The organism is Bradyrhizobium sp. CSA207, assembly GCF_029051685.1.
Taxonomy (GTDB): Bacteria; Pseudomonadota; Alphaproteobacteria; order Rhizobiales; family Xanthobacteraceae; genus Bradyrhizobium.
In genome coordinates, this window is sequence record NZ_JAACFT010000024.1 from 26,320 (window position 1) to 39,476 (window position 13,157).

Annotated in this window: 13 protein-coding genes and 1 tRNA gene; 11 read left to right on the forward strand and 3 right to left on the reverse strand. The window is 63.8% G+C overall.

Annotation, left to right across the window (positions count from 1 at the left end; translation table 11 throughout):
- Positions 1-17: 17 nt before the first annotated feature.
- From GWG65_RS25760 to GWG65_RS25785, 6 genes are all read left to right on the forward strand, one after another.
- Complete coding sequence (locus GWG65_RS25760) at positions 18-230, forward strand: hypothetical protein (RefSeq protein WP_275198363.1); 213 nt, start codon at positions 18-20, stop codon at positions 228-230.
- Positions 227-1,702 (forward strand): Asp-tRNA(Asn)/Glu-tRNA(Gln) amidotransferase subunit GatA, encoded by a 1,476-nt coding sequence (gatA, locus tag GWG65_RS25765; protein ID WP_275198364.1) that lies wholly within the window; start codon positions 227-229, stop codon positions 1,700-1,702. Before GWG65_RS25760 ends, gatA begins: the two co-directional genes overlap by 4 nt.
- Positions 1,693-1,995 (forward strand): hypothetical protein, encoded by a 303-nt coding sequence (locus tag GWG65_RS25770; RefSeq protein WP_275198365.1) that lies wholly within the window; start codon positions 1,693-1,695, stop codon positions 1,993-1,995. The genes gatA and GWG65_RS25770 overlap by 10 nt, the downstream gene beginning before the upstream one ends.
- On the forward strand, positions 1,992-3,470 hold the full coding sequence (gene gatB / locus GWG65_RS25775; RefSeq protein WP_275198366.1) for an Asp-tRNA(Asn)/Glu-tRNA(Gln) amidotransferase subunit GatB: 1,479 nt from the start codon (positions 1,992-1,994) through the stop codon (positions 3,468-3,470). Before GWG65_RS25770 ends, gatB begins: the two co-directional genes overlap by 4 nt.
- Positions 3,471-5,067: 1,597 nt before the next feature.
- Positions 5,068-5,334 (forward strand): hypothetical protein, encoded by a 267-nt coding sequence (locus GWG65_RS25780; RefSeq protein WP_275198367.1) that lies wholly within the window; start codon positions 5,068-5,070, stop codon positions 5,332-5,334.
- Between the two features lie 387 nt (positions 5,335-5,721).
- Positions 5,722-5,815 (forward strand) — tRNA-Ser (locus tag GWG65_RS25785).
- A gap of 139 nt (positions 5,816-5,954) precedes the next feature.
- Here GWG65_RS25785 and GWG65_RS25790 read toward each other — a convergent pair.
- Positions 5,955-8,354, reverse strand: a complete 2,400-nt coding sequence (locus tag GWG65_RS25790; protein ID WP_275198468.1) for a lytic transglycosylase domain-containing protein — start codon at positions 8,352-8,354, stop codon at positions 5,955-5,957.
- 294 nt (positions 8,355-8,648) lie between these two features.
- On the opposite strand from GWG65_RS25790, the gene dapA reads away from it, so the two are divergent.
- The 4 genes from dapA to GWG65_RS25810 are packed head-to-tail and all read left to right on the forward strand — an operon-like array spanning position 8,649 to position 11,118.
- Entirely contained in the window at positions 8,649-9,539 is an 891-nt protein-coding gene (gene dapA / locus GWG65_RS25795; RefSeq protein ID WP_275198368.1) for a 4-hydroxy-tetrahydrodipicolinate synthase, read from the forward strand.
- Positions 9,540-9,564: 25 nt separating this feature from the next.
- Positions 9,565-9,999: a large conductance mechanosensitive channel protein MscL gene (gene mscL / locus GWG65_RS25800; protein WP_275198369.1), complete on the forward strand. Its 435-nt coding sequence runs from the start codon at positions 9,565-9,567 to the stop codon at positions 9,997-9,999.
- 59 nt (positions 10,000-10,058) lie between these two features.
- The gene (smpB, locus tag GWG65_RS25805) at positions 10,059-10,532 is read left to right on the forward strand and encodes an SsrA-binding protein SmpB (protein ID WP_148743736.1); all 474 of its coding nucleotides are present in this window, start codon (positions 10,059-10,061) and stop codon (positions 10,530-10,532) included.
- A gap of 4 nt (positions 10,533-10,536) precedes the next feature.
- Positions 10,537-11,118, forward strand: coding sequence for a peroxiredoxin (locus tag GWG65_RS25810; protein ID WP_275198370.1), 582 nt, complete (start codon positions 10,537-10,539; stop codon positions 11,116-11,118).
- On the opposite strand, the gene GWG65_RS25815 is transcribed toward GWG65_RS25810, so the two are convergent.
- Together GWG65_RS25815 and GWG65_RS25820 are read right to left on the reverse strand one after the other, a co-directional pair.
- The gene (locus tag GWG65_RS25815; RefSeq protein WP_275198371.1) at positions 11,115-11,789 is read right to left on the reverse strand and encodes a uracil-DNA glycosylase; all 675 of its coding nucleotides are present in this window, start codon (positions 11,787-11,789) and stop codon (positions 11,115-11,117) included. The genes GWG65_RS25810 and GWG65_RS25815 overlap by 4 nt on opposite strands.
- Complete coding sequence (locus tag GWG65_RS25820; RefSeq protein ID WP_045008001.1) at positions 11,770-12,414, reverse strand: NYN domain-containing protein; 645 nt, start codon at positions 12,412-12,414, stop codon at positions 11,770-11,772. Before GWG65_RS25820 ends, GWG65_RS25815 begins: the two co-directional genes overlap by 20 nt.
- Positions 12,415-12,741: 327 nt before the next feature.
- Here GWG65_RS25820 and rpoZ point away from each other — a divergent pair, with 327 nt between their 5' ends.
- The gene (gene rpoZ, locus GWG65_RS25825; protein WP_007603391.1) at positions 12,742-13,134 is read left to right on the forward strand and encodes a DNA-directed RNA polymerase subunit omega; all 393 of its coding nucleotides are present in this window, start codon (positions 12,742-12,744) and stop codon (positions 13,132-13,134) included.
- Positions 13,135-13,157: the final 23 nt, after the last annotated feature.

A 13,157-nucleotide genomic window follows, 5' to 3' on the forward strand; every position in this document is an offset into this window, starting at 1 on the left:
AATCAGGACCGTGTCCGATGTGCCTGCTATGCGACGATGAGAAGGCCTATCAGGCCTATATGAACTATCTCGACAAGATGGAGCGGCAGGGCAAGGCTGCCGACCCCAATGTGGCCGTCAATGCCGTCCTCGATGAGATCGAGGCGGCTGCGAAAGCTTCGTCCAGGAAAGACGACCCGGCCAACGACAAGACCCTGTCTCCATTTTTCTGTAGCCCGATCAATAAATGACCGATTTGACATCACTGACGCTCGCCGAGGCCCGCAAGGGCCTTGCGGCCAAGACTTTCACGTCACTCGAGCTGACCGACGCGCATCTTTCCGCGATCGAAGCCGCGCGCGCGCTCAACGCCTTCATTCTGGAGACGCCGGACCAGGCGCGTGCCATGGCGCGCGAGGCAGATATCAAGATCGGGAAAGGTGACGGCGGTCCGCTCGCCGGCATCCCGCTCGGCATCAAGGATCTGTTCGCAACCAGGGGCGTGCGCACCACGGCGTGCTCCAAGATCCTCGGCAATTTCGTGCCGACCTATGAGTCCACCGTCACCTCGCAGCTCTGGCGCGATGGCGCCGTGATGCTGGGCAAGCTCAACAACGACGAGTTCGCGATGGGCTCGTCGAACGAGACCTCGTGCTTCGGCCCGGTCGGCAATCCCTGGCGGCGCGAGGGAAGCAACACGACGCTGGTGCCGGGCGGTTCGTCCGGCGGCTCGGCCTCGGCTGTGGCGGCGCTGCTGTGCATGGGCGCGACCGCGACCGACACCGGCGGCTCGATCCGCCAGCCGGCCGCGTTCACTGCGACCGTCGGCATCAAGCCGACCTATGGCCGCTGCTCGCGCTGGGGCATCGTCGCCTTTGCCTCCTCGCTCGACCAGGCCGGTCCGATCGCGCGCAGCGTGCGCGATGCCGCGATGCTGCTGCGCTCGATGGCCGGTCACGATCCGAAGGACACGACGTCGGTGGACATTGCCGTGCCGGATTACGAGGCCGCGATCGGCAAGTCCGTGAAGGGCATGAGGATCGGCATCCCCAAGGAGTATCGCCTCGACGGCATGCCCGCCGAGATCGAAAAGCTTTGGGAAGCGGGCGCGGCCTGGCTCAGGAGCGCCGGCGCCGAACTCGTCGAGGTGTCGCTGCCGCACACCAAATACGCGCTGCCGGCCTATTACATCGTGGCCCCGGCGGAAGCCTCCTCCAACCTCGCGCGCTATGACGGCGTGCGCTACGGCTTGCGCGAGCAGGGCAGGAACATCACCGAGCTGTACGAGAACACCCGCGCCGAAGGTTTTGGCGCCGAGGTGAAGCGCCGGGTCATGATCGGCACCTACGTGCTCTCGGCCGGCTACTACGACGCCTATTACCTGCGCGCCCAAAAGGTGCGCACGCTGATCAAGAAGGATTTTGAGGATTGCTTCGCTAAGGGCGTCGACGCGATCCTCACCCCGGCGACGCCGTCGGCCGCCTTCGGTATCGGCGAGAAGGGTGGCGCCGACCCCGTCGAGATGTACCTGAACGATATCTTCACGGTGACGGTGAACATGGCGGGCCTTCCGGGCATTGCCGTACCCGCCGGCAAGGACGCGCAGGGCCTGCCGCTTGGCCTGCAGCTGATCGGCCGCCCGTTCGACGAGGAGACGCTGTTCTCGCTCGGCGAGGTGATCGAGCAGGCGGCAGGCCGCTTCACGCCGGAGCGGTGGTGGTGACGCTGGCGGCCTACATCGCCAGCCTCGACGGCGCTTCGCCTGCGCCGGATCTCAGCGCGCCGCTTGCCGGTCTCTGGTGGGCCGCCAAGGGCGACTGGGACCAGGCGCACAAGATCGTCCAGGACGAGAGCAGCCGTGAGGCCGCCTGGGTGCACGCGTACTTGCACCGCGTCGAAGGCGATCTCGGCAATGCGGGCTACTGGTATCGCCAGGCCGGCCAGCCCACGGCAAAGGATTCATTGCAGGCGGAGTGGGAGCGGATCGCTGCCACGCTGCTCGGGAGCAAGACATGAGCACGGCCACGCACAAGCTTCTCAAAGGCGCCACCGGTGACTGGGAGATGGTCATCGGCATGGAGATCCACGCCCAGGTGACCTCGAATTCAAAACTGTTCTCCGGGGCCCCCACCGCGTTCGGCGGCGAGCCGAACAGCCACGTGTCGCTGGTCGACGCGGCGATGCCCGGCATGCTGCCCGTCATCAACGAGCAATGCGTCAGACAGGCTGTCCGGACCGGGCTGGGGCTGAACGCACAGATCAACCTGCGCTCGGTGTTCGATCGCAAGAACTATTTCTATCCGGACTCGCCGCAGGGCTACCAGATCAGCCAGTACAAGTCGCCGATCGTCGGCGAGGGCGAGGTCGAGGTCGAACTGGACGGCGGCAGGACCGCGACCATCGGGATCGAGCGGCTGCATCTGGAGCAGGACGCCGGCAAGTTGCTGCACGATCAGTCGCCGAACATGTCCTATGTCGACCTCAACCGCTGCGGCGTGGCGCTGATGGAGATCGTCTCCAAGCCCGACATCCGCGACGCCGAGCAGGCCAAGGCCTATGTGACCAAGCTGCGCTCGATCCTGCGCTATCTCGGCACCTGCGATGGCGACATGGAGAAGGGAAGCTTGCGCGCCGACGTCAACGTCTCCGTGCGCAAGCCCGGCGCGCCGCTCGGCACCCGCTGCGAGATCAAGAACATGAACTCGATCAACTTCATCGGGCAGGCGATCGAGTACGAGGCGCGGCGCCAGATCGAGATTCTCGAGGATGGCGGCCAGATCGACCAGGAGACCCGCCTCTACGACCCCAACAAGGGCGAGACGCGCTCGATGCGGTCCAAGGAAGAGGCGCATGACTACCGCTACTTCCCCGATCCCGATCTGTTGCCGCTGGAGTTTTCGCAAAGCTTCGTCGACGAGTTGAAGGCAAAGCTGCCCGAGCTGCCAGACCAGAAGAAGATGCGCTTTGTCGCCGACTTCGGCCTGTCGGCCTATGACGCAAGCGTGCTGGTCGCGGAGCGCGAGAGCGCGGTGTTCTACGAGACCGTGCTGGACAGGCTCGCCAATCGCGCCCGCGACGGCAAGATGGCGGCGAACTGGGTGATCAACGAGCTGTTCGGCCGCCTCAACAAGGAAGGCCGGGATATTACGGGCTCTCCGGTCAGCGCCGAGCAGTTAGCTGCGATCGTCGATCTGATCGGCGAGGGCACGATCTCCGGCAAGATCGCCAAGGATCTGTTTGAGATCGTGTGGCAGGAGGGCGGCGATCCCCGCGCGCTCGTCGAAAGCCGCGGCATGAAGCAGGTCACCGACCTCTCGGCGATCGAAAATGTGGTCGACGACATCATCGCGGCCAATCCCGACAAGGTCGCGCAGGTCAAGGACAAGCCGCAGTCGCTCGGCTGGTTCGTCGGCCAGGTCATGAAGTCGTCGGGCGGCAAGGCCAACCCGCAGAGCGTGAACGACCTGCTCAAGTCCAAGCTCGGCATCTGACGTCGCGCGTTCGAACGAGGTGACGGACGCTTTCCGTCACCTCGCTTCAGGTCGAGATGCGGCGCTCGCGCGCACCATCGACGACGAACATCATCCCGCTCGATCCATGTAGCACCTGCGAATCGCCGCTGTGCGATTCGCACAAAACGGTGGCTTGGACGCGCTCTGGCGAGCGCTCGCGTCGTTAAGCATGAAAATATTTTCGTTGCCAAAACCCGCGACTCAGAGTCCGCGAAGCGCCTTTTCGAGTCGATAGAGCGAAGCGCGACGCGCGTCATTGCGTCGATCGCACGCGAAGCACGAGTGCAGAAAAATACTTGCTGCATAGTGTTTTCTTGCAATCGCAGTGCGCGACGACGTCGGTGTTGCCGGTACTCCTTGCGATCGCAGGCGCGCCTCTCTTCGTGCATCCGCATCGGGCGCGCCAAGCGCACGCGCTTTTCTCCGTCAACACTTCCTTAAGCGAGACGCTGTTTTTTTCGTTGTGTTGGTGTATTCGGGATGAGTGTGCATTCGATCCCCGACTGCATGCAGCGATTAAAGCCATCTCACACATCGGAGGGCAACATGGCCAAGAAAGCGAAGAAGGCGAAGAAGGCGAAGAGCGCAGTGAAGAAGACTGCGAAGAAGACCCGCAAGGTCGCGAAGAAGAAGAAGTAACTTCGACTTCTGAAGTTGCCGGCTCCTAGAGAGCCGGCACGTCATCAGCGCCTCCTAGAAGGTTCTGGTCGACGATAGAGGGTGTCGGCGAGACATCAGGTCAACGGTCGGATCGTCCTCTTCCGCGGGTTCGCCCGCCGAAGTCCGGTCCGGCAGAAGAAACGAGTTTTCTTCGTTCGGTGCGGGTGTCCTTCACGGGGTCCGCAATTTCACAGGCGGCTTACGGGCCAACGTGGAATCTGATCCTGACGTGTTCGCCGACGCCCTCGTTCCTTGAGGCCGGGGCATTGCCGGCATTTCCTTTCCCGACATTGCTGATCTAACCGTGACGTGGCAGCGCTGCCTGGGGCAGGCGAGAGCCGCGGCTTTGTCGTACCCGACGTCCGTGCGCCCCATGCAGCAGGGCTATCGCATACGGAAAGAGACCGGTGGGCCGTATTCGTTGTCGCGATCCTTCGAGACGCCCGCCTCTGGCGGGCCCTCAGGATGAGGTCTTGTTGTGCGGTGAAACCTTAGACCCTCATGGTGAGGAGCCCGCCCCAAGCGGGCGTCTCGAACCATGAAGGCCGAGCGAGTGCGCAGGGACGTTACCATGCGCGATGGTTATCGTTGTCCCAAAATCCTACGGTAAACCGAGTCTGACGAATCGCAGAAGTGCCCGTCAATTGCGGACTTCTTGCATTCCGCTTTCGCGCGTGGAACTCGCGCGTTTACGTTGCCTTCATCGCGATGCTTAAACTGCCATTCAAATTTGCCCGCCATCATCGCCTCCAACAAGCCGGCAAACGGCATGGGCAAAAAGACTCGGGGATGAGTTGAACAGCGCATGATCCCGGAAGAGTGGTTTCCGGTTTTCCGGGACGGATCATGCACCAATCAGAGTTGGACGGGAGCCGCGCTCGGGGGAACGAGGCGGCACAAGAAAAGGGGATGCGTGATGTTTCAGGGTACTTTCGATCTGGAGACGGCGACGCCGATCGACGCAAGCGCGCTGTCGGACGTGCTGTTCGAGCGCGGGATCTATTGGGCAAGCGGCCGCTCCGGCCTCGTCGATCTCGTCGCCGCGCACAAATGGTTCAATCTCGCCGCGCTGAAGGGCCGCAAGGACGCCGTGGAACTACGCCAGGAAATCGCCGGGCAGATGTCGGACGCCGAAATCTCGACCGCGCAGCGCGAGGCGAGGGCGTGGGTCTGCGCGCACTGAGCGGAGAAGCGCATCGGGCTCCGTACTTTTGACGGGTGGGCCTGGTCGCGCCGAAACAAGTTCGTTCACGGTGCTGCCGCCCAGCCCCAACGCAGCATGGGTGGCGACAGGCCCGACAGGACTGGCCAGAGGGTGCCGATTCAGGTCGTGGCCGACGAATGCGATCTGGAACTCGGACGGCCGCACAAATCGGGCGTCTTGCCCCAGAGCGTTCCGCCGGCGCAAGTCGACGGAGGAGTAGAGCACGAATCGGGCTGCGCTCGCGGCCCGCAGATGCTTTGGTCAGGCTTGCGCGGCCGGCCAATGGCGGCTTTCAGGTGAAAGAACGCGCCGACCTCAATTCTGCCGCTTGCGGCTCGCCGCCGGGTCGGGCATACCCCGCATATTGGAGACGTGGCCGAGTGGCTGAAGGCGGCGGTTTGCTAAACCGTTATAGGCTTGTAAAGGCCTATCGAGGGTTCGAATCCCTCCGTCTCCGCCAAAAAATCCCAATAAGTGATTGATTTATCTGGCTTCGTGCCGGTTTGGCTTGAGCTCGTCCTCTGCCGCCTCAAGCCGGCGATGGCGCATGTACGGCGTTTGCCGCCGATGCTGCCGGGAGCGATCGGGGAAAGGGGTCTCTACTCCACGCTGGCGGTACCGCGGCGCAGGTCGGCCTCGATTTGCAATCGCGTGCCGCCGCCGAAGCGGGCGCGGTAGACCTGCAGATTCTCCATGATCCGCTGCACATAGTTGCGTGTCTCGGAGAACGGGATCAGTTCGACCCAGTCGACCGCATCGACCTTCGGGTCGCGCGGGTCGCCGTAGCGATCGACCCACTTCTTCACGCTGCCGCGTCCGGCATTGTAGGCGGCAAACGTCATGATGTAGGAGCCGCGATAGTCTTCGAGCAGACCGCCGAGCTCGGCCGACCCGAGCGTGGCGTTGTAGGCCGAATCGTTCTTCAGCCGGGACAGATCGTAGGTGCCACCGTGCCGCTTGCAGACATAGCGCGCCGCGTCCGGCGTCACCTGCATCAGGCCATAGGCCTGCGCCGGCGAGACCACTGAGGGGTTGAACGCGCTCTCCTGCCGCGCGATGGCGTAGATGATGCTGCGCTCGACCTGCGGGCCGATCGGCGTGAACTGCGGAATGCCGTTGACGGGGTAGGCATAGAAGTCGAACGGCAGACCGCGATTGAGCGCGGCCTTGCCGACCAGCAGCATCCCGCGCGCATCGCCGTAGCGCTGGCTGAGCTCGCCGAGGCCGGTGAGGGCTTCGGGATCGCCGTTCTCGCCCATGTCGGCGAGAACAGGCACGGCCATCTCGCGCTCGTCGAGCTCGTACAGCAACTGCGCGGCGCGCACGATCTCCAGACGTTCGGCGCCGCGCCCGCGCGGCTGGCTGTTGAGCTCGATCTGCGGCAGGCCGAGTTTTGCGCGTGCGAGCTGGCCGTAATAGCTGGTCGACTGCTCGGCAGCGCGGGCATAGGCGTTGCGCGCCTCCTGCTGGCGGCCCGCCGCTTCCGCCGCGCGGCCCTGCCAATAGCCGGCACGCGCCAGCGTGGTCGGATTGACGCTGCCGACCCCGATGCGGGCGAAATGTTGCGTAGCCAGCGCGGGATCGTTGAGAAAGCGCAGCGCGATCCAGCCCGCCGTGAATTCCTGCTCGGTCTTGTAGATATCGCGCGAGGGGAGCGCCGCATCGCGCGCGATCAGATAGGCGCTGCGGAATTCTTCGGTGTCGATCATCTTGCGCGCCAAGAGACGCCGCTCGATCCACCATTCGTCGAGATTGTAGAGCCGGTTCGAATCCTTCGGCGCCGACAGCATGAGCTGGGCTGCCTCGGCAAACTTCTCCTCGCGGCGCAGCAGCTGGATCTTGCTGAAGATAAAGCCGGGATCATTGTGCAGTTCGCGCGGCACGGCCTCCAGCAGCGCACGCGCGTTCGGCGCTTTCTTGAGGGAGGCGATGCGGGCCTTGGCGAGCGCGACATAGCCGGCCCCGAGGCGCTTGGCCGCGCGCAGCGCCGCCTCGTTTTCGCTGCCATAGAGCAGCGTGTCCATCCGCGCCTTCTGGTCGCCCGGCGTCAGCAGGGCGCCGAACTGGTCGAGCGCGTTGTTCTCGGTATCCTCCGACATCGGATCGCTGCGCCAGGCCTCGCGCACCAGCCGCTCGGCATTGGCGCGGTCGCCGCGCGCCAGCATCGCCTTGGCGAGCGAGAAGCGCCCCTTGGCGGAGACCGGGGATTCGTTCTCGAACCACGACCACGCGACCTGGTCGTCGCGCCGGTCGTCCCACATCGCGGCCTCGAGCCGCCGGCGCAGGAAGGTCTGCGACGGCCAGCTCGGATTGGCGGAGAGGAAGGCGCGGTAGCGTTCCACGGTCGCGCCATTGTCCTCGCTGCGCAGGATGATCCATTCCGCAAGTTTTCGCGCGACGGGGTCCGAGATGGTGGCTGCAGCGTTCGTGGCGTCGCCCGCTTTGCGCTTGCGCACGAGCTCGATGACGCTCTCCAGCGTGTCCTTGTCGGCCTGGGAGGTCGACGAGGTCGCGGCGACCGCGGCGGGCGCGACCGGTTTGCGCGGCGCCGCGTGCTGGCGCGTGGCCGGGGCCAGCACGGGGGCGGCGACCGGTCTGGCGGCAGCCGGAGCGGCCGGTCTGACGGTGGCCGTCGCGGCCGGCGCGGGTGCCGTCACCGGGGCCGAACCGTTCGCGGTCGGCCGTGGTTTTGGCGCGGGGGCCGCTGCCGCGGGCTTTTGTTTGTCCTTCGCGGGTTCCTTGCTGGCATTCTTGCCGGCATCCTTGGCAGGTTTCTTCGCTGCATCCTTGGCCGAGACGGGAGCGGCTCCCTTAGTCGACCCTTTGGCTGCTTCCTTGCCCGTTCCCTTATCTGTCCCCTTGGCCGGCCCTTTGGCAGGTCCCTTCGCTGCGTCCTTGGCAGCTGGCTTCGCGGCGTCCTTGGTGCCGTCCGCGGTCGGCTCATTGGACTTGTCATTGGACTTGGCCAAGGCGGCGCAGCCGACCGACAGCCCTGCCATCAGGCACATGATCAGACCGGTGGATCGCCATGCGGCACGAGGAAAGGAGGTCACGGCGTTACGTCGCCCCGAATCAGTCAAGTGGCTCAAGACCTGGTTGTACAAGACTTGGCTGTATTTGATTGAATATGCGGATAAAATACCAACAGCCGCTTACCGTGGCCCGCTTTGCACCACCACCGCGGCAAAATCGCGGCCTAAACGGTGGGCCGGTCGGCAGCGGCCCTTTTATGGGCGGTATAGACCCGATAAGAAGGGCCTTGCTCTCAAGCTCGCCGCGTACGGAGGAAGTCCATGGCAGCCAAGACGAAATTCCGGGGATCGTTCACCGCCTTGGTCACGCCGTTCAAGAACGGCTCGCTCGACGAGGCGGCGTTCCGCTCGCTGGTCAACTGGCAGATTTCCGAGGGCACGAACGGCCTGGTCCCGGTCGGCACCACCGGCGAGAGCCCGACGCTCAGCCACGACGAGCACAAGAAAGTGGTCGAGTGGTGCATCGGCGAAGCCAAGGGGCGGGTGCCGGTGATCGCCGGAGCGGGCTCCAATTCGACCAAGGAGGCGGTCGAGCTGGCCCAGCACGCCGAAAAGGCCGGCGCGAACGCCGTACTGGTGGTGACGCCCTATTACAACAAGCCGACCCAGGAAGGGCTGTATCAGCACTTCAAGGCGATCAACGATGCGATCGGAATTCCGATCATCATCTACAACATCCCGCCGCGCTCGGTGATCGACATGTCGGTCGACACCATGACGCGGCTATGGGAGCTGAACAACATCGCCGGCGTCAAGGACGCCACCGCCAGCATGGTCCGCGTGTCGCAGCAGCGCGCGGCGATGGGCGAGGATTTCAACCAGCTGTCCGGCGAAGATGCGACCATCCTCGGCTACATGGCGCATGGCGGCCATGGCTGCATCTCGGTGACATCGAACGTCGCGCCGCGCCTGTGCTCGGAGTTCCACACCGCCTGGCAGAAGGGCGACCACGCCACGGCGTTGAAGCTGCATGACAAGCTGATGCCGCTGCACAACAACCTTTTCATCGAGAGCAATCCGGCGCCGATCAAGTACGCGCTGTCGCTGCTCGGAAAGATGGACGAGACGCTGCGGCTGCCGATGGTGCCGGTGTCCGAGCCGACGCGCGTTGCCGTGCGCAGCGCCATGGTCCACGCCGGGCTGATCAGCTGACGCAGTAGCTTCCGGGGAGCTTTTCATGGGCGTCGACGACAAGGGTAGGCGGATGCTCAAGGAGTTCCGCGAGTTCGCCATGAAGGGCAACGTCGTCGATCTCGCGGTCGGCGTCATCATCGGCGCGGCCTTCGGCGCCATCGTCAACTCGCTGGTCGGCGACGTGATCATGCCGATGATCGGCGCGGTCACCGGCGGCCTCGACTTCTCGAACTACTTCACCCCCTTGTCGAAGGCGGTCACCGCCACCAACTTAGCCGATGCGAAAAAGCAAGGCGCCGTGCTGGCTTGGGGCAGCTTCCTCACGCTGACGATCAACTTCATCATCGTCGCCTTCGTGCTGTTCCTGGTGATCCGTGCCATGAACACGTTGAAGCGCAAGGAAGAAGCCGCGCCGTCGAAGCCGTCGGCGGAAGTCGAGCTGCTGACCGAGATCCGCGACGTCCTCAAGAAGTCTTGACGCGCGCGCTTCATCCAAACTGTTAGCATTTTCGCGCATCTTGATTAGGGTTTTCCACGATGGCCGACAAGAACGAACGCCCGATCAAGGTCATGGCGGAAAATCGCAAGGCCCGCTTCAACTATGCGATCGAGGACACGGTCGAGGCCGGCATTGCGCTGACAGGCACTGAGGTGAAGTCGATCCGCAACGGCAAGAGCACGATCGCGGAATCCTATGCCGATTCGAAGGATGGCGAGATCTGGCTGATCAACGCCACTATTCCCGAATATCTCCAGGGCAATCGCTTCAACCACGAGCCCAAGCGGCCGCGAAAGCTGCTTCTGCACCGCAAGCAGATCAACAAGCTGATGGGGGCGGTCGACCGCGAGGGCATGACGCTGATCCCGCTCAAGCTCTATTTCAACGAGCGCGGCCGCGCCAAATTGCAGCTGGCAGTAGCGAAGGGCAAGAAGCTGCACGATAAGCGCGAGACCGAGAAGAAGCGCGACTGGAGCCGGGAGAAGGGCCGCCTGCTGCGGGCGAGGGGATAGCGCGATGAATCAACGGAACCTGCTCGAGGTCGATTGGAGTCAGATTCCCGCACCCACCGACGACGGCGGCGCCGCGCATCTGACCGGCATGACGCTGCCTTCGATCAGCCTGCTCGCGACCGACGATACGTCAGTGATGCTGTCGGCACAATCCGGGCGCACCGTGGTATTCGCCTATCCCCGCACCGGCGAGCCGGGCAAGATCGCGCTGGTCGACGACTGGGACATGATTCCGGGGGCACGCGGCTGCACGCCGCAGACCTGCGCGTTCCGCGATCTCTTCGCCGAGCTCAGGGCGGCCGGCGCTTCACACGTGTTCGGGCTCTCGACCCAGAGTAACGAATACCAGACCGAGATGGCGTCGCGGCTGCATCTGCCGTTCCCGGTGCTCTCCGACGAGAAACTGGCGCTCACGCGCGCCCTCAGCCTGCCGACCATGGAGGTCGCAGGACTTACGTTGATCAAGCGCCTTGCGTTGATCATCGACGACGCCAAGGTCACGCACGTGTTCTATCCGGTATTCCCGCCCGACCGGAATGCCGGCGACGTCCTCGACTGGCTGAAGGCCAATCCCGCCAAGGACTAGCCGAGGCCGGCCTTCACCTTGGCAAACACCGAGCGGAACATCTCTGGCGTCAGGACCCCGGTGTTCGTGTTGTAGCGCGAGCAGTGATAGCTGTCGTACAGCCTGAACGCGCCGGCCTGATGCACCGCGCCGTGGCCGAAAGGGGCTTGCGAGGCCTTCAGTTTCAGCGGCTTGAGCACGCTATCGTGCGCAATCCGCCCGAGCGCGACGATGGCGCGCAGATTCGGCATGGTCTCGAGATTCGCCTCGAGAAACTGGCGGCACGTGTTGATCTCTATCGGCAACGGCTTGTTCTGCGGTGGCACGCAGTGCACCGCGTTGGCGATCCGGCAGTCGACCAGCTTCATGCCGTCATCGGGCCGCGCCTGATAGGTCCCCTTGGCGAAGCCGTATTCGAGCAGCGTGGCGTAGAGCAGATCGCCGGCATAATCGCCGGTGAAGGGACGGCCGGTGCGGTTCGCACCTTGCATCCCCGGCGCAAGGCCGACGATCAAAAGCCGCGCCCCGATGTCGCCGAAGGGGGCTACCGGAGCATTGTGCCATAACGGCTCGCGCGCGCGGTTCGCCTCGCGAAAGGCGGCCAGGCGCGGACAGAGCGGACAGTCACGGTCAGGTACGAGGATGGGGGCCCGGCGGATTGACCGGGCCGCCTCACTCCTCGAAGTCGTCATCGCCCCTTGGCGCCATCGTGGTCGCGCGCTGGAGGAATTGCGGGGCGTGGTGGCGCGCCTCGCGCTCGCCGCGATCGCGCGGGGCCGGGCGTTCGGATGGATCGCGGCCGAGCTTGGATTGCAGCTCGACGAGATCGGTGAAGACGTCGGCCTGGCGGCGCAGCTCGTCGGCGATCATCGGCGGCTGGCTGGCGATCGTGGAGATCACGGTGACCCGCACGCCGCGGCGCTGCACGGCCTCGACCAGGGAACGGAAGTCGCCGTCACCTGAGAACAGCACCATCTGGTCGATGTGCTCGGCGAGTTCCATGGCGTCGACGGCAAGCTCGATGTCCATGTTGCCCTTGACCTTGCGGCGGCCGGAGGCGTCGATGAATTCCTTGGTCGCTTTGGTGACGACGGTGTAGCCGTTGTAATCGAGCCAGTCGATCAACGGACGGATCGAGGAGTATTCCTGATCCTCGATGATCGCGGTGTAGTAGAACGCCCGCAACAACGTTCCGCGGCTCTGAAATTCCTTCAGCAGGCGCTTGTAATCGATGTCGAAGCCGAGAGTTTTGGCCGTCGCGTAGAGATTGGCTCCATCGATGAAGAGCGCGATCTTGTCGGTAGAGGAAGGTGACATTCAGTTTGCTCGCGTAGTGTTCGTGATTGATCGTTTATTGTTGGCGCCGCGGCAGCAAGCGCGCCCTTCAGAGTGCTGCCGAAACCCGTCGAAACCGCAAATCCGGAGAAGTCGGGGCAATCAAGGTATAGTTATGGCAATCCTGCAGATACCCGGCGCCGCCCTCAATGGCAGCCCGGGATACCGGCCATCCCAGCCCCAATGTGGGGTTATCAGAGCCGTTTGGCGAGGCCAAATCACAAAATGGTCTTGCGAAACCGCCCTGGCCCCTATAACTAGCCCAGATCATCCACATAATTCGTCCCACCCACAACGGAGCGACAGTCCATGGCTCGCGTCACCGTAGAAGATTGTATCGACAAGGTCGACAACCGGTTTGACCTGGTCCTGCTGGCCGCCCACCGGGCCCGCATGATTTCGTCAGGTTCACAACTAACGGTTGACCGCGATAACGACAAGAACCCTGTTGTGTCTTTGCGTGAAATTGCCGAGACGACCATTTCGCCGGAGGACCTTCGCGAGGAGCTGGTGCACTCGCTCCAGAAGTTCGTCGAGGTCGACGAGCCCGAGCCAGATACGGTGCCGCTGATCGGTTCCGCCGGCGCGAGCGTCGATGCCGACGATACCGAAGTTGCCGTTGAACGCATGACCGAAGAGGAGCTCCTGAAGGGGCTCGAAGGCCTCGCGCCGCCCGAGGAGCAGCCCGAGGAGGACGAGTAAATCGTTCCGTCGCAGTCGTCGAC

Coding starts and splice junctions, on each gene's coding strand:
- GWG65_RS25760 (WP_275198363.1), top strand. CDS start 18: ATGTGCCTGCTATGCGACGATGAGAAGGCCTATCAGGCCTATATGAAC.
- gatA (WP_275198364.1), top strand. CDS start 227: ATGACCGATTTGACATCACTGACGCTCGCCGAGGCCCGCAAGGGCCTT.
- gatB (WP_275198366.1), top strand. CDS start 1,992: ATGAGCACGGCCACGCACAAGCTTCTCAAAGGCGCCACCGGTGACTGG.
- GWG65_RS25780 (WP_275198367.1), top strand. CDS start 5,068: ATGTTTCAGGGTACTTTCGATCTGGAGACGGCGACGCCGATCGACGCA.
- GWG65_RS25790 (WP_275198468.1), bottom strand. CDS start 8,354: ATGGCAGGGCTGTCGGTCGGCTGCGCCGCCTTGGCCAAGTCCAATGAC.
- dapA (WP_275198368.1), top strand. CDS start 8,649: ATGGCAGCCAAGACGAAATTCCGGGGATCGTTCACCGCCTTGGTCACG.
- mscL (WP_275198369.1), top strand. CDS start 9,565: ATGGGCGTCGACGACAAGGGTAGGCGGATGCTCAAGGAGTTCCGCGAG.
- smpB (WP_148743736.1), top strand. CDS start 10,059: ATGGCCGACAAGAACGAACGCCCGATCAAGGTCATGGCGGAAAATCGC.
- GWG65_RS25810 (WP_275198370.1), top strand. CDS start 10,537: ATGAATCAACGGAACCTGCTCGAGGTCGATTGGAGTCAGATTCCCGCA.
- GWG65_RS25815 (WP_275198371.1), bottom strand. CDS start 11,789: ATGACGACTTCGAGGAGTGAGGCGGCCCGGTCAATCCGCCGGGCCCCC.
- GWG65_RS25820 (WP_045008001.1), bottom strand. CDS start 12,414: ATGTCACCTTCCTCTACCGACAAGATCGCGCTCTTCATCGATGGAGCC.
- rpoZ (WP_007603391.1), top strand. CDS start 12,742: ATGGCTCGCGTCACCGTAGAAGATTGTATCGACAAGGTCGACAACCGG.